12 protein-coding genes are annotated in these 15,900 nt (G+C 67.8%); 7 read left to right on the forward strand and 5 right to left on the reverse strand.

What is annotated here, in order from left to right; translation table 11 throughout:
- Positions 1-44: 44 nt before the first annotated feature.
- The gene (locus IQ292_RS07310; RefSeq protein WP_203309637.1) at positions 45-2,360 is read right to left on the reverse strand and encodes a S9 family peptidase; all 2,316 of its coding nucleotides are present in this window, start codon (positions 2,358-2,360) and stop codon (positions 45-47) included.
- 294 nt (positions 2,361-2,654) lie between these two features.
- Between IQ292_RS07310 and IQ292_RS07315 the strand changes: the two genes are divergently transcribed.
- From IQ292_RS07315 to otsA, 4 genes are all read left to right on the forward strand, one after another.
- Positions 2,655-3,584 (forward strand): hypothetical protein, encoded by a 930-nt coding sequence (locus IQ292_RS07315; RefSeq protein WP_203309638.1) that lies wholly within the window; start codon positions 2,655-2,657, stop codon positions 3,582-3,584.
- Positions 3,585-3,726: 142 nt separating this feature from the next.
- A complete protein-coding gene (otsB, locus tag IQ292_RS07320; protein ID WP_203309639.1) occupies positions 3,727-4,473 on the forward strand; it encodes a trehalose-phosphatase in 747 nt (248 codons plus the stop codon).
- On the forward strand, positions 4,470-6,287 hold the full coding sequence (locus tag IQ292_RS07325; RefSeq protein WP_238940878.1) for a glycoside hydrolase family 15 protein: 1,818 nt from the start codon (positions 4,470-4,472) through the stop codon (positions 6,285-6,287). Before otsB ends, IQ292_RS07325 begins: the two co-directional genes overlap by 4 nt.
- Complete coding sequence (gene otsA / locus IQ292_RS07330) at positions 6,269-7,666, forward strand: alpha,alpha-trehalose-phosphate synthase (UDP-forming) (protein WP_203309640.1); 1,398 nt, start codon at positions 6,269-6,271, stop codon at positions 7,664-7,666. Before IQ292_RS07325 ends, otsA begins: the two co-directional genes overlap by 19 nt.
- Here otsA and IQ292_RS07335 read toward each other — a convergent pair.
- A complete protein-coding gene (locus tag IQ292_RS07335; RefSeq protein ID WP_203309641.1) occupies positions 7,629-8,708 on the reverse strand; it encodes a mechanosensitive ion channel family protein in 1,080 nt (359 codons plus the stop codon). The genes otsA and IQ292_RS07335 overlap by 38 nt on opposite strands.
- A gap of 116 nt (positions 8,709-8,824) precedes the next feature.
- The gene (locus IQ292_RS07340) at positions 8,825-9,982 is read right to left on the reverse strand and encodes an alpha-hydroxy-acid oxidizing protein (protein WP_203309642.1); all 1,158 of its coding nucleotides are present in this window, start codon (positions 9,980-9,982) and stop codon (positions 8,825-8,827) included.
- A gap of 480 nt (positions 9,983-10,462) precedes the next feature.
- On the opposite strand from IQ292_RS07340, the gene IQ292_RS07345 reads away from it, so the two are divergent.
- The 3 genes from IQ292_RS07345 (at position 10,463) to IQ292_RS07355 (ending at position 14,164) form a co-directional block, all read left to right on the forward strand.
- The gene (locus tag IQ292_RS07345) at positions 10,463-12,109 is read left to right on the forward strand and encodes an inorganic phosphate transporter (RefSeq protein ID WP_203309643.1); all 1,647 of its coding nucleotides are present in this window, start codon (positions 10,463-10,465) and stop codon (positions 12,107-12,109) included.
- A gap of 134 nt (positions 12,110-12,243) precedes the next feature.
- On the forward strand, positions 12,244-13,137 hold the full coding sequence (locus IQ292_RS07350) for a UDP-2,3-diacylglucosamine diphosphatase (RefSeq protein ID WP_420853661.1): 894 nt from the start codon (positions 12,244-12,246) through the stop codon (positions 13,135-13,137).
- Position 13,138: 1 nt separating this feature from the next.
- A complete protein-coding gene (locus tag IQ292_RS07355; protein ID WP_203309644.1) occupies positions 13,139-14,164 on the forward strand; it encodes a glycosyltransferase family 4 protein in 1,026 nt (341 codons plus the stop codon).
- A gap of 22 nt (positions 14,165-14,186) precedes the next feature.
- Here the strand turns inward: IQ292_RS07355 and IQ292_RS07360 are convergent, their stop codons facing one another.
- Both IQ292_RS07360 and IQ292_RS07365 read right to left on the reverse strand, forming a co-directional pair.
- The gene (locus IQ292_RS07360; protein ID WP_203309645.1) at positions 14,187-14,906 is read right to left on the reverse strand and encodes an ATP-binding cassette domain-containing protein; all 720 of its coding nucleotides are present in this window, start codon (positions 14,904-14,906) and stop codon (positions 14,187-14,189) included.
- Complete coding sequence (locus IQ292_RS07365) at positions 14,903-15,853, reverse strand: hypothetical protein (RefSeq protein WP_203309646.1); 951 nt, start codon at positions 15,851-15,853, stop codon at positions 14,903-14,905. Before IQ292_RS07365 ends, IQ292_RS07360 begins: the two co-directional genes overlap by 4 nt.
- Between the last annotated feature and the right edge of the window lie 47 nt (positions 15,854-15,900).

A 15,900-nucleotide genomic window follows, 5' to 3' on the forward strand; every position in this document is an offset into this window, starting at 1 on the left:
TCCTTGCCCCGCTCCCGCCCGCAATCGTGCGGGGAGAAAGCGTCCTACCGGCCGCCGGGCGGCAGGTTGGTCTCGAGATAACGGGTCATGAGCGAATACAGGTGCACGCTCGTCCCCGGCTTTTCGTAGATGCCGTGCGTGCGGTCGGGATAGGCCATCATCGAAAACGGCTTGCCCGCCGCGATCAGTGCGTCTGCCATCTGTTCCATGTTCTGATAATGGACGTTGTCGTCGCCGGTACCGTGGATCATCAGCAGGTTGCCCTTGAGCCCCGCGGCATAGGTAATCGGCGACCCCTTGCGATATCCTTCCGCATTGTCGTCGGGCAGCCCCATGTACCGTTCCTGGTAGATGGTGTCGTAAAGCTTCTGGTCGGCGACGCCCGCCACCGCGATGCCGGTCGCATAGAGATCCGGGAAGCGGAACATCGAATGGAGCGTCGTCGACCCGCCGCCGCTCCAGCCCCAGATGCCGACACGCGTCGGATCGATATAGGCGCGGGTCGCAAGCATGCGACGCACGGCCGCGGCTATGTCCTCCGGCCCGACGATCCCGATGCGCCGGTAGATCGTCTTGCGCCATTCCCGACCGCGCGGCGATGCGACCCCGCGCGGATCGATGCTCGCCACCAGGTAACCGTGTTCCGCCAGCATGCGGTGCCATAGCGCGCCGCGACCGCCCCAGCGATCCGCCACCGTCTGACCGGCCGGCTCGCCATAGACCTGGAACAGGATCGGATAGCGTTTCGCCGGATCGAAGTTCGCCGGCTTGATCAGCCAGCCGTCGAGCTGCGTCCCGCCGCCGATGTCGACGCGGAAGAATTCGGCCGGCGGCAGCGGCCCGTCGGTCACCACGTCCTGCAGCGCCTGGTTGCGCGCGAGCACGCGCAGCGACTTGCCGGTCGTCATGTCCATCACCTCGGTGACGGGCGCGCGGTCGAAGCTGGAGAAGGTGTGCCGTGCCCAGTGCGCGCCGGGGGCAAGGTCGTAGGCATGCGTTCCCGCCTGGCCCGGGCCGCTCGGCGTAACGCGCTCGACGCGCGGCGTGCCGGTGAGCGTCGCCCGATACAGGTAGCGCTGCGTCGGATTGTCGGGCGAGGCGATGAAATAGGCATAGCCTCCCGCCTCGTCGACCTGCAGCAGGTCGATGACGTCGTAATTGCCGGGCGTGCGCAGCTGCATCCGCTTGCCGTCGCGCGAGACGAGATAGAGGTGCCGCCAGCCGTCGCGCTCGCTCATCCAGGTGAAGCCGGATCCGTCCTTGAGCCACTGGACCTGATCGTTCGCCTCGACCCAGGCCTTGTCGCGCTCCACGAACAGGGGCGCGACGCTGCCGTCGGCGGGATCGCCGAGCAGAACCTGGTAAGTGTTCTGGAGCCGGTTGGCATATTGGATCAGTACGCGGCCCGAACTGCCCGCCCAGCCCATTTGCGGAACATAGGTCTGGCGCGGATCACCCTGCAGCCTGAACCAGCGTGTCCGGCCGGTGGCGATGTCGACCGTGCCGACCTGCACCGCCGAATTGGCAGTGCCGACCTTCGGATATTGCAGCGGGATGACCTTCGAATACTGGCCGTCGGTATTCTTGATCATGGCGAAGGTGCCGACCCCGGAGGTGTCGAAGCGCCAGAAGGCGATGCGGCGTGAATCCGGGCTCCAGCTCCAGGCCTTGCGGAGGCCGAACTCCTCTTCATAGACCCAGTCGCCCAGGCCGTTGACGATCAGGTCGCTGCCGTCGCGGGTGAGCTGCTGCGGTGTGCCGCCGCCGACGGGTTCGACATAGAGGTCGTTGGCGCGGACATAGGCGATGCGCGTGCCGTCGGGCGAAAATTCCGCATACATCGTCGTCGAGGGCGCGGCCGTGGGACCGCCGATCCTGCGCAACTGCTTGGTATCCAGGTCGAGAAGCCAGTAATCGCCGAGCGCGTGCGTGCGGCGGAACGGCTTGCCGCCCGTGAACACCAGCATCTTGCGCCGGTCGGGCGAGAAGGCATAGCCCTCCACCCCGATCGCCGCCGCCCCCTTCGGCACGAGCAGCTCGGCGGGGACAAGCACGGTGCGCGCGCCGCCCGCGATCTCGTAACGGACGATGTCGCTGCCGCCGTCGGTGCTTTTCGACGATTCGATCGCGATATAGCCGCGCCCGTCCTCGGTCCATTCGCCGCCGTCGAAACTGTCGCCGCGGATCGCGTCGGCGCCGAAGATGCGGTCGACGGTCAGCGGCCGGTATCCCCGCGCGGCGGCGGCAACAGGTGTCCTCGCGCGCTGCACCGGCGCCTCCGGTACTGGGGTGAGCTGAGCCCGTACGATCGCCGGCGACACCGCCGCGGCCAGCAGGGCGAGCAAGGGTGTCGAACGCATGGATGTCCCCCTCAAGGCATGGTGCGTGCCGTGTTAGCGGAGCGGGACGGCAACGTATACGGCTCGGGAGCGACTCGCCGTCCGCGTGCGGATGCCCTGGCTTGCGACGATCGCCAAGTGTTGCGTCAGGTGCGGGAGCTTGAATTACGGGTGGTTGCTCCACTGCCGTGGTACAGGCGGAACCGGTGATCGGCCGATATTTGCCAATATTCTACATCCTCCCACAAGAACTATTGCGACCGATGGATTATCCCTGCATTGTCGACTTCAGTATATCCGTGAAGGGGCAGTGCAGTGCTCGCTCTAACGATAATGATTGCCGGCTTTCTGATCGGCCCCGCCCCAGCTGAGGTGCCACCCGGCAAATTTCAAACGTGGCTTTCCTTCAAGAAGCAACCGCTCGATTTCACATCTGACGGCGTCACCGTTCATGTAGAAGCGGTGCCATGCCCCGCCCATCCCGTCGGAGACAGCGCTTGCAGGTGGGATGGCTATAATAATCAGGCCAACGTCACGGTTGAACAGGCGGGGATGGATTCCGTGACAATCAAGACGGACAGCCAGAGCGCCTATGCAAGGATCGCAGTTGCTCGCATTCGTCGAGGCGACCGCATCCCGGGCATCATCATCGAAAGCCAATCAGGTGGATCGGGCGGCGATATGACGCTGCAACTCCTGGTCCCGATCGGCAATCGCTACCGACTGGCTCAATCACTCAGCCCCGTCGACCTGCACCTTCAAGGTCAAATAGCTGATGCGCCTCATGATCTATCGGGGGATGGCAACATCGATCTCAAACTCGAAGACGCTGCGTTCGATTCCGTCTTTGGTTGCAATGCCTGCACACCGCGCCCGCCAAAGCTTCTGACCGTCAAGGATGGGCAGATCATCGATGAGAGCCGCGATCCGGGGGTCGGAGGCATATTCGCCGCTGACATGAAGCGCCTCGAACCGCTTTGCCTATCGCATGATCGGTACCGCAACGGTGCTTGCGCGGCTTATGTCGCCGATGCGGCGAGGGCCGGCCAATTCGATGCGGCCTGGAACGCGATGCTGGCGCATTACGAGCGTGACGGCGCTCTCTGGGAGCCGTGCGATCTGCCACCCTCGCAGTGGCAAGGGCATCAATGCCCCGAGGGGCACCGAACACGGTTCAGGCGTTTTCCTGACTCCCTGCGCGCCTTCCTCATCCGAACGGGCTATCTTCCCGACTCAACCCCATGATGTTGCGGCCGCTGCCGTCCGCGTCCCGAAGATCGAACGGCACGGCGCCCGCGCCCCTCGCCACATGGCTGCCAGCATGGTCCCACACCTCCTCGTCACGGGGGATTGACCGCGCGGCCTCACATCGGACACGCCGCGCGACATGGCCGATCTGCCCCCTCCCCCGCTTGACCTGCTGCGTGATGCGGCGCTGTTCCTCGATTTCGACGGCACGCTCGTCGAATTGCAGGAGCGGCCTGATGCGGTGCGCGTCGACGATCGCCTGTCCGCGCTGGTCGCGCGCCTGTCCGATGCGCTCGACGGTCGGGTGGCGATCGTCAGCGGGCGGTCCGTATCGGGGATCCGCGCGCTATTCGGCGACCCCGGCTTCGCCATCTCGGGCAGCCACGGGCTCGAAGTCGCCTGGCCCGACGGTCGCGAGACGGTGGCGGAACGACCCGCCGCCCTCGACCGTATTGTCGCGGAGATGACATCCTTCGCCTCTACGCGCCCCGGCGTGCTCGTCGAACAGAAGCCGCTCGGTGCGGCGCTCCATTACCGCCGCGATCCCGCCGCCGCCGCGGACAGCGACGCGCTCGCCCGCGCGCTTGCCGAGGAGGCCGGGCTGCACCTGCAGACCGGCAAGATGATGGCAGAGGTGCGCGTGGCGGGCGCGGACAAGGGAACGGCGCTGTACAAGCTGATGGAGACGGGACCGATGGCGGGGTACCGCCCCGTCTTCCTGGGCGACGACGACACCGACGAGCCCGCGATGGTCGCCGCGGCGCAGCTGGGCGGCGCCGGTATCCTGATCGGCGCGGCGCGCGCGAGCGCCGCGGCCTATCGGCTGGAAGGAGTCTCCGCCGCGCTGGACTGGCTGGAGGCGGCAGCGCGGAAGGCGGCGGCATGACCGACGCCTCCGTCGCCAATCCCGATGCGAACGCAATGTCGGTCGACCTGTGGCCGATCGGCAATTGCCAGGTCAGCGCGTTGATCGATCGTGCGGGCCGGTTCGTCTGGGCCTGCGTGCCGCGCGTCGATGGGGATCCGCTGTTCTCCGCCCTCGTCGGCGGCGCGGCGCCGGACGACGGCTATTGGTCGATCGATCTCGAGGATTCGACCCGCGTCGACCAATATTACATCCGCAACACGCCGATCCTCGTCAGCCTGCACACCGATTCGCATGGCAATGCTATCGAGGTGATCGACTTCAGCCCGCGCTTCCAGCGGCACGGCCGCACCTATCGCCCCGTCGCCTTCGCGCGGATCGTGCGTCCGGTCGCCGGATCCCCCCGCATCCGCGTCCGCATGCGCACCACCTGCGGCTGGGGCGGCACGTGCCGCGAGCAGGTCGGCGGATCGAACCACCTGCGCATCATGCTCGATTTGATGGCGATGCGGCTGACCACCACCGCGCCGATCGGCATGGTCGAGGAGGAGCGCCCGTTCCGCATCGAGCGACCGCTGCATTTCTTCCTGGGGCCGGACGAGGGCTTCTCCGGCGACCTCGCCGAAACGGTCGAGGCGATGCTGACGCAGACGACCGCGGAATGGCAGGAGTGGGTGCGCGGCCTCGCCGTGCCGCTGGAATGGCAGGACGTCGTGATCCGCTCCGCGATCACGCTGAAGCTGTGCCAGCACGAGGAGACGGGCGCGATCGTCGCGGCGCTGACCACGTCGATACCGGAACACGCCGGGTCGGAGCGCAACTGGGACTATCGTTATTGCTGGGTGCGCGACGCCTATTACACGGTGCAGGCGCTCAACCGCCTCGGCGCGCTCGACGTGCTGGAGGGGTATCTGGGGTATCTCCGCAACATCGTCGACAGCGCGCGCGGCGGCCACATCCAGCCGCTCTATGGCGTGCTCGGCGAGGCGACGCTGGAGGAACGGTTCGCCCCCGCGCTGGCCGGCTATCGCGGCATGGGACCGGTGCGCGTCGGCAACCAGGCCTATGAACAGATCCAGCACGACGCTTATGGCCAGATCGTGCTGTGCAGCGTCCACGCCTTCTTCGACCAGCGCCTGTTCCGCCAGTCGGGACGCGAGGATTTCGAGAGCCTGGAGCGCGTCGGCGAGCGCGCATGGACCTTCCACGACCAGCCGGACGCGGGGCTGTGGGAGCTGCGTACCCGGCAGAGCGTCCACACCTATTCGAGCGCGATGTGCTGGGCGGCCTGCGATCGTCTCGCCAATGCCGCCAAGGCGCTGGGGCTCGAGGACCGCTGCACCTTCTGGCAGGATCGCGCGGACCGCATCCGGGCGGAGATCGAGGCCCGCGCGTGGCGGCCGGAGACGAACCGCATGTCGGCGACATTCTCCGGCGACGACCTGGACGCGAGCCTGATCCAGCTGCTCGACCTGCGCTTCTTCGAGCCCGACGACCCTCGCTTCGTCGGCACGCTGGAGGCGGTGGAAAAGGGACTGCGCCGGGGCAGTCACATGCTGCGCTACGATACAGAGGACGATTTCGGCCTGCCGGAGACGGCGTTCAACGTCTGCACCTTCTGGCTGATCGAGGCGCTGCACTTCACCGGTCGGTCCGAGGACGCGCGCGCGTTGTTCGACGAGATGCTGACACGGCGCACCGCAGCGGGGTTGCTGTCTGAGGATATTGATCCAAGTAGCGGCGAACTTTGGGGAAATTATCCACAGACCTATTCGCTGGTCGGCATGATCAACTGCGCCGTCCTGCTATCCAAACCATGGAGTTCGATCCGCTGAGCCGCCTCGTTATCATATCTAACCGCGTTTCTGCCCCCAATGGGTCGCATTCCGGGGCACAGGGCGGCCTCGCCGTCGCGCTCGCCTCCGCCCTGCAGGAGAATGGCGGCATCTGGTTCGGCTGGTCGGGGGAGGAGACGGACGAATACACCGGCCAGATCACCTTCACCCGCGCGGAGGGCGTCACGACCGCGACGGTCGACTTGGAGGCGCAGGACGTCGACGAATATTACAACGGCTACGCCAATCGCACCTTGTGGCCGCTGTTCCACTATCGCGTCGACCTGGCCGAATATGAGCGCGAGTTCGCCGGCGGGTACAAAAGGGTCAATGTCCGCTTCGCTGAAACCGTGCGGCCGCTTATCGAGGACGGCGATGCGGTGTGGATTCAGGATTACCACATGTTCCCGCTCGGCGAGGAACTGCGCCGGCTCGGGCTGAAGAACCGCATCGGATTCTTCCTGCACATTCCCTGGCCGCCACGCCGCCTGCTGTCGATCCTGCCGGAGGCCGAGGCGCTGGTGCGCACGATGTTCGCCTATGACGTGATCGGCTTCCACACCGAGGAATGGCTGAGCTCGTTCGTCGATTATGCGTGTCACGAGCTGGGCGCGACGCTGGAGGGCGACATTCTGCGCCTAGGGGAGCGCCGGGTGCAGGTGATGGCGGTGCCGATCGGCATCGACGTGGACGAGTTCGCCGAACTGGCCACCAGCACGCGCGGCCGGCTCGCCTTCCGCCAGATGCGCGACAGCGCGGTGGGACGGGACATGATCGTCGGCGTCGACCGGCTCGACTATTCGAAGGGGCTGGAGGAGCGCTTCCTCGGCTATGAGCGGTTCCTGACTGAACATCCCGAGGAGCGGAAGGAAGTTTTCCTGCTCCAGATCGCGCCGCCGAGCCGGGCGAGCGTCGGCAGCTACCAGCGCATCCGGTCCAGCCTGGAAAGCATCGCGGGTCGCATCAACGGCGCCTATTCGGATGTCGACTGGACGCCGATCCGCTACGTCAACCAGGGCTATCCGCGCGACGTGCTGGCCGGCATCTATCGCGCCGCGAAGATCGGCCTGGTCACGCCGCTGCGCGACGGGATGAACCTCGTCGCCAAGGAATATGTCGCCGCGCAGAACCCGGAGGACCCAGGCGTGCTGATCCTGTCGCGCTTCGCCGGGGCGGCGTGCCAGCTGACGGACGCGGTGCTGATCAACCCCTATTCGGCCGAAGAGATGGCCGACGCGATCATGCAGGCGCTGCGCATGGGGCGCGACGAGCGGATCGAGCGGTGGGAACGGATGATGGCGGTCATCCGTCGCGAGGATATCGCATGGTGGCGCCGCACCTTCACAAATGCGCTGGTGCGGACGCCGGAGCCGGCATGAGCCGCATGCGCGGCAGAGCCTCGGGCATCTCGATACGAATGAACGCATAGAGCGCCTCGCGCACCTCGCAGCGCAGGTCGAAGGCGGTCGACGCGTCCTTCGCCGTCATCAGCGCCCGCACCTCCATGATCCCGTCCGGTTTGGAATCCGTGATCTGGAGATTGTAGAAGCGGCCGTCCCAGCGGCTGCTCGCGCGGACCACCTCCTCCAGTTTCGCGCGCAGCCGTGGCACATCGGCGGCCGGATCGAGATACCAGAAGACGGAGCCGAGCAGCGCGCTGGTCTCTCGCGTCCAGTTCTGAAAGCTGTTCTCGAGGAACTTCGACACCGGCACGACAAGACGGCGGTCGTCCCAGATGCGGACGACGACGTAGGTCAGTCTGATGTCCTCGATCCGCCCCCATTCGCCGTCGATGATGACGACATCGTCGATGCGGATGGGCTCGGTAAAGGCCATCTGGATGCCGGCGATGACGTTCTTCAGCGCCGGCTGCGCGGCGGCGCCGATCGCGAGGCCGGCGACGCCGGCGGAGGCGGCAAGCGTCACGCCGATCGTGCGCACCGACGGAATGCTCATCAGCATCATCATCGCGGTCAGCAACACCAGCACGAATACGCCGATGCGGTGCAGGATCGAGATGCGCGTCCGCCGTCGCCGCGCGCGCAGATTGTCGGGACCACTGATGTCGAAGCGGACCTCGCTGATGTCGCGATAGGCGGTCAGCGCGGCGAGCAGCATCCAGCCGAACAGCCCGGGGGCGGCGATGCCGAGCAGCCGCTGCCACACATTCTCCCAGACGCGCGGCAGGTCGAGGCCGGGGGTCGCGGCGGCAAGCGCGACGCCGATCATCAGCCAGAAGGTCGGCCGGCGCAGGCGCAGCACGAGGATATCGTCCGCGCGTGTCTTCGTCCGCTCGGTGACGCGGCGAAGGACCGCGAACAGGATGCGATGCACCAGCACGACGAGCAGCAAGTAGCCGGCCAGGCCGATCAGGCGCCCGACCCAGCCCGGCAGGTCGTGATCGAGATAGGGGATCTGCATCGTGCGCTAACACGCATCAGCGCGCCAAAGGCTCCCCCGCTCCGGGGCCGGGGCGGCGCGAGAGACACGCCACCTCGGTCGCTGCCGTGCCGGATCAGATGCCTGTCAGACGCGGCTCACATCCGCTGCGCGCCGGCCTGCCGCACCGCGTCGAGTGTCGGATAGCCGTTGACCGCCATCAGCAGATCGGCCTCCGCCAGAAGGCACTTGAGCACATGCGCCGCCCCGTCCGCCCCGCCGAGCGCGAGGCCGTAGCTATAGGGTCTGCCCACGCCGACCATCCGCGCGCCGAGCGCGATCGCCTTGATCACGTCGGTGCCGGAGCGGATACCCGAGTCGAACAGCACCGGCACGGTCCCGGCCGCCGCGACGACATCGGGCAGCAGGTCGATGGCGGCGATCCCGCCGTTCGCCTGGCGGCCGCCGTGGTTCGAACAATAGATGCCGTCCACACCCGCGTCGACCGCGCGCCGCGCATCGTCGGGATGGCAGATGCCTTTCAGCACGATCGGCAGGCGCGTCAGCGAACGCAGCCAGGGCATGTCGTCCCAGGTCAGAACCTTGCCGAAGAGACGCGCCCACAGGCCGACCGCTTCCGCCGGCGCCGAGGCCGGCGACTTGCCGAGGAGACGCTGGAAGACGGGGTCGGCGAAATAGTTGGTCAGCACATGGCCGCGCAGCTGCGGGAAATTGGCGACGTTGAGATCGCGCGGCCGCCACCCGGTGACCCAGGTGTCGAGCGTCACGACGATCGCCTTGTAGCCCGCCGCCTCCGCGCGGCCGACGAGGCTGGCGGCGAGATCGGGATCGCGGGGCGTGTACAGCTGGAAAAACCCGGGTGTCTCGCCCATCGCCCCGGCCACGCCCTCGAGCGGATCGTTCGAAAGGGTGGACGCACAGAGCGGCACCCCCGTCGCCGCGGCGGCCGCGGCTGCGGCGAGGTCGCCGTGCCCATCCTGCGTACACAGGCCGGTGACGCCGATCGGCGCCATGAACAGCGGACTCGGCAGCGAAAGGCCGAACAGTTCGACGGACAGGTCGCGCGTCCCACAGTCGACCATCATCCGCGGCACCATGCCCCAATGGCCGAACGCTTCCGCATTGCGCCGCTGGGTCAGTTCGTCACCGCAACCGCCCTGGACATAGCCGAGCACGCTCGGCGGCATCGCCGCGGCGGCGCGTGCTTCCAGCGTCGGGAAATCCACCGGCCAGCGCGGGACGATGCCCTGCAGCCCAGCCCCATAGATCAGGTTCTGATAGTCGCCATAGGCCATTGGCCCCTCTCCTTTTCTCCCCGCTTATCGGCTGGCGCTCCGCTCCGCCATAGCGTGTCGCGCGACGTGCCTCGCCCCCGATACGGAATGCGGGGGGCATGGCGAGACCTGCTCGCTGGCGAACATCCCCTCGCAGCCGGTCGTCGACCTGCCGGCATCTGGCGCCCCGCAAGACGCTTCTCCGATCGGGCTCGTCCCCCCTCGCCCCGGCAGCGCCCCATGGAGCCTGGTTCCATCGGGTTCATGGCCCCGCCACGTCCGGCGCGCCCCATGCCGGAGATCCCGCACGCCGGTCGGAACGGGAGGGCCGTTCCGCACCGTCGCCCCTCCGACAGCGGAGACGTTGGCCATGGCAAGCCTTGGCGCGCGACGACGGATGGCGGAACCTGCAACCTTCACCTGTGTTGCTGCTCCGGGACATGTCGGGTAGCGACTACTCCTGTCACGAACTCGTCACATCGCGGGTGCACCGGCAATCCAATGGCCACCATCGCTTCCCAACCGGCAGAGGGCGCTACGCCCTCACGCGGCCCGCATCTCGACGCGCGGCTGCACCCCGCGGGCCGATGGATCTTCCTCGCGGTCCTCGTCGGCGCGCTGGGCTATGCCGGGATCAGCATCGCGACCGATACCGCGCAGGTCGGCGAGCAGATGGCAACGGGCGTGTTCCTCTTCCTCGGCCTCGCCCTGCTGATCGCGCTGGGGTTCGAGTTCGTCAACGGCTTCCACGATACCGCCAATGCGGTGGCGACGGTGATCTACACCCATGCCCTGCCCGCACCGGTCGCGGTCGTCTGGTCGGGCTTCTTCAATTTCCTGGGGGTGCTGACCTCCTCTGGCGCGGTCGCCTATTCGATCATCACGCTGCTGCCGGTCGACCTGATCCTGCACGTCGGATCGCTGGGCGGGTTCGCGATGATCTTCGCGCTGCTGCTCGCGGCGATCATCTGGAACCTTGCGACCTGGGCCGCGGGCCTGCCGAACTCGTCCAGCCACGCGCTGATCGGATCGATCCTGGGCGTGGGCCTCGCCAACCAGTTGCTCGCGCGGGGCCTGTCGGGCACGTCGGGCGTCGACTGGCATCAGGCGGAAAAGATCTTCATCACCCTCCTCGTCAGTCCGCTCGTCGGCTTTGCCGGTGCGCTGATGCTGATGCTGCTGATGAAGCGCATCTTCACCGATCCGCGCCTCTACCGCGAGCCGTCCGGTGACCAACCGCCGCCGCGCGGCATCCGCGGCCTGCTGATCTTCACCTGCACCGCCGTCAGCTTCGCGCATGGCAGCAACGACGGGCAGAAGGGCATGGGCCTGATCATGCTGATTCTGATCGGCTGCGCGCCCACCGCCTATGCGCTCAATCGCACCGTGCCGGACAGCGCGACGCCGGCCTATGTCGCGCAGGCGCGCGCCGCCCAGGCGACCTTCGCCGCCCATGCCGACGGCGGGCGCCCCGCCTCGACCGATGCGGCACGCGCGACGATCACGCAGGCTCTGTCGGTGCGAAGCGTCGACCGGCCCGCGGTCTATGGCGCGCTGGCGGAGCTGTCGCGCGACGTCGGCGACCGGATCGGCGATTACGGTGCGCTCAGCCGCGTGCCCGCCGCCGCCGCGCCCAATCTCCGCGCGGACATGTATCTGGTGCTCGATGCGACCAAGCAGATCGTCGCCGACGAGGGCGCGAAGGCGCGCTTCTCCGCCGCGCAGCTGGAGCAGATCAAGGGCTATGGCGGGCGGCTCGAGCAGGGGACCCGCTACATCCCGCTGTGGGTCAAGGTGACCGTGGCGATCGCGCTCGGTCTCGGCACGATGGTCGGGTGGAAGCGCATCGTCGTCACCGTCGGCGAGAAGATCGGCCAGTCGCACCTGACCTATGGCATCGGCGTGTCCGCCGAGCTGATGGCGGCGAGCACGATCCTGCTCGCCGACCGGCTGGGCATGCCGGTGTCCACGACGCATGTGCTGTCGTCGGGCGTCGCGGGTGCGTCCGTCGGCAACGGCGCCGGACTGCAATGGCGCACCGTCCGCAACATGGCGCTGGCGTGGTTCCTCACCCTTCCTGCCGCGATGCTTCTTTCGGGTTTGCTATACTGGCTGCTGCTGACCGGCATCCGGACCTTCGCCGGCTGACGCGCCGCAGCGGATGCCCTGAACGAGCATCCCACCGCAACATTCGCGTAACCGGATCGTGACGTCAGCGTCACACTGATCCGGCATGGCACTCCGAACGGGGGCCGAATGCCCCCCAGCTGGGGTGGAATGCCATGACCATCGACCCGACGATGACCACCGGTGATATGGCCGATGCCGGGGCCGCGATCCTGTCCTTCGTGTCGCACCGGCCGGTGACGCCCGAAAAGCCCGACGTCGCCCGCCGCCGCTATCGCACCATCTGGATCAGCGACGTGCATCTCGGCACGCGCGGCTGCAACGCTGACATGCTGATCGACTTCCTCGACCGCGTCGACAGCGACATCCTGTACCTGGTCGGCGACATCGTCGACGGCTGGCAGCTGAAGAAGCGTTTCTACTGGCCCGCCGCGCACAACGACGTCGTCTGGCGATTGCTGAAGCGCGCCAAGCGCGGCACGCAGGTCACCTATATCCCCGGCAACCACGACGAGATGTTCCGCCAGTTCGCGGGCATGAACTTCGGCGGCGTCGCGATCCGGCGCAAGGCGATCCACCGCACGGCCGACGGGCGCCGCCTGCTCGTGCTGCACGGGGACGAGTTCGACGCCATCACGCTCGGCCACCGCTGGATCGCGCTGCTCGGCGACAGCGCCTATACCGCGCTGATGGCGCTCAACCGCTGGACCAACGTGGTGCGGCGCAAGCTCGGTCGCCCCTATTGGTCGCTGTCCAAGCATGCCAAGGCGAAGGTGAAGAACGCGGTCGCCTTCATCTCCCGGTTCGAGGAGGTCGTCGCGCATGCCGCCGGATCGCGCGGCGTCGATGGCGTCGTCTGCGGGCATATCCATACCGCGGAGATCCGGGAGATCGGCGCCGTCACCTATTATAACGACGGCGACTGGGTGGAGGGATGCACCGCGCTGGTCGAGCATTTCGACGGCACGATGGAGGTGCTGCACTGGGCCGACGAAATCGCGGCGCGCGAGGTGGCCGAGCGGGCCGCTGCCGCGCGGATCGCCGCCTGACATGCGGATCGCGATCGTCACCGACGCATGGCAGCCGCAGGTCAACGGCGTCGTCCGCACGCTGACCGCGACCAAGGCGGAACTGGAGGCGATGGGGCATGAGGTGCTCGTCGTCTCGCCCGACCGCTTCGCCACCCTGCCCTGCCCGACCTATCCGGAAATCCGGCTAGCGCTGACCGGGCGCGGCGGCGTGGGGCGCCTGGTCCGCGCCTTCGATCCGGATGCGATCCACCTATCGACCGAAGGACCGCTGGGGCTCGCCGCGCGGCGCTGGTGCATGGGTCAGAGCCTGCGCTTCACCACGGCCTATCACACGCAGTTTCCCGATTATCTCGCCAAGCGGACAGGCGTGAACGCGGAGCTGTTCTGGCGCTATATCCGCTGGTTCCACCGGCCTGCGGACGCGATCCTCGTTTCCACCGGATCGGTGGACGGCGTCCTGGCGGCGCAGGGGCTGCGCCACACGCGCCGCTGGGGGCGTGGCGTCGACCTGTCGCTGTTCCACCCCGACGGCCCGCGCGACGAGGCGATCGCGGCGTTGCCGGGCCCGATCCAGCTCTACGTCGGGCGCATCGCCGTGGAGAAGAACATCGAAGCGTTCCTCGCGGCGCCTGGTCCGGGCTCAAAGGTCGTCGTCGGCGACGGGCCGGCGCGCGAAGCGCTTGCGGCGCGCTACCCGCAGGCGCGATTCGTCGGCCCGCGGTTCGGTGGCGCGCTCGCCGCCGCATATCGCAGCGCGGACGTTTTCGTCTTTCCGAGCCTTACCGATACGTTCGGACTAGTGATGATCGAGGCTCTGGCCTGCGGCACCCCCGTCGCCGCACTGCCTGCACCGGGGCCGGTCGACGTGCTGTCGACCGCGGTGGGGGCGATCGACGCGGCGCTCGACCGTGCGATCCTCGCCGCGCTCGGGAGGGATCGGGCGGCATGCGCGGCTTATGCGCGCGCCTTCACCTGGGCAGCGAGTGCAGCACAATTCCTCAACGCGCTGGCCCCGATCCGGCCGATCGCACAACGCGCCGCCTGAGATACGCGTCCCGGCCCTGGCGCTATCGTCCGCTGCGCAGGCGGTCGATCATTGCGCGCTCGAAGGCCTGCGGATCGACGGCGGCTTCCCGCAGGCGCTTGCGGTCGAGCGTCGCCGCCACCGTCCCATCCGCGAGGATCACGCCCGCATCGCACGCGCTTGCGAGCACCGGCAGGTCGTGCAACGCCGTTACGAGGGTAAGACCGTCGTTGACCATGGCGCGCAGAACCTGCCGCAGGTCGTAGGCGGCGACGGGATCGAGCCAGTTGAACGGCTCGTCGAGAATGATCCGCGTGTGACCGCCGACAAAGGCGCAGGCTATCGCCAGCCGCTGCCGCATCCCCGCCGAACAGTCGCCGATCCAACGGTCGGACAGCTCCGCGATGCCCAGCGCGCTCCACAGTGCGGCGAGGCGGCGATGATCCGTCACGGCGCCGCATCGCGCATAGTCGAGCAGTTCGCGTCCGCGCATCAGGTCGGGCAGTCGATCGGCCGGCGGGCAAAAGCCGAAACTGCGGGCGCGGGCGGCACGATCCGCCGCGAGATCGCGTCCGTCGACGCGGCAGATGCCCGCGGCGAGCGGCAGCCGCCCGGCAAGCGCGCGAAGGAGGCTGGTCTTGCCCGAGCCATTTGCCCCGATCACGCCGAACCATGTGCCGCGCGGCACGTCGAACCCTATGCCGTCGACGACCCGCCGCTTCCCCCGCACGACGACCGTGGCCGACAGGGTGATGTCGCTCATCCGATCATCCAGCGCTGATGCGCCGCCGCGCGCGACAAACGCCACACGGCCAAGGCGGCGACGGGCAAGGCGACGAAGGGGGATAGGAGCACGGCCATCGCTATCACGAAGACCAGCATCGCTACGATCAGTTCGGCCTGCAATCGCGCGTAAAGCCGGTGGGCCTGGATGCGCAGGGCCATCAGCACCAGCATGCCGGCGATGACAGATCCGACCACGACGGCTCCGGCGAGCCCCACTGCGACCGATGCTACCACCGGCGCGACGAAGAGGAACGTCAGGCCCCCGGCAGCCCGGCGCAACAGGATGCTGCCCAGGCCGTGCCCCGAGAGCGCCAGGAACCGCACGACGGCGGGTTCGACCCGCGTCAGCACGGCGATCACCGCACAAGACGCAAGGGCGCAGACGGCAAGTCGGGCGCTGTCGTCCGTCGGTGCCGCCAACGTCACGATCAGGGTCAGCACGGCGGCGACGACCCCAGCCGCCGGCCGCCGCTGCCAAGAGAGTAGGCGGCGGTCGATCGCGCGGCGCCACCCTGAACTCGGGACGGGCGTGCGGGCGATGTCGACGGCCCCGCCGGTCGCTGCCGTCAGATAGGCGGCGCAGACCACAGGGATCGTATCAGCTCGTACGATGGCCATGGCCGCAGCGAATACCGCCACTATCGCCGCATGACAGGCGATCAGATATCGGTGCCGGCATGCCCGCTGGAGCGCCAGCGCAGCCAGAGCTCCCTCGCCGACATGGTATCGCAGCCGATCCGCCAGAGCGCGCGACGCGGCGACGCCCGCCGTCGCGCCGATCGCCATGGCGATCCACATCGCCTGACGCGGCGTCCGCTCGGCGAGCCCCTGATGCGCGACTGCCAGGCAGGTCGCGACCAGCACGATCGCCAGGAATCGATCGTGCCAGCCGGCCAACGCCGTGACGACTGACCGACGGATCAACAGCCAGTCATGATCGACCAGGCCTCGCGGCCCGCGCTCCATGTCCC

The organism is Sphingomonas beigongshangi, from assembly GCF_016820445.1.
Classification (GTDB): domain Bacteria; phylum Pseudomonadota; class Alphaproteobacteria; order Sphingomonadales; family Sphingomonadaceae; genus Sphingomonas; species Sphingomonas beigongshangi.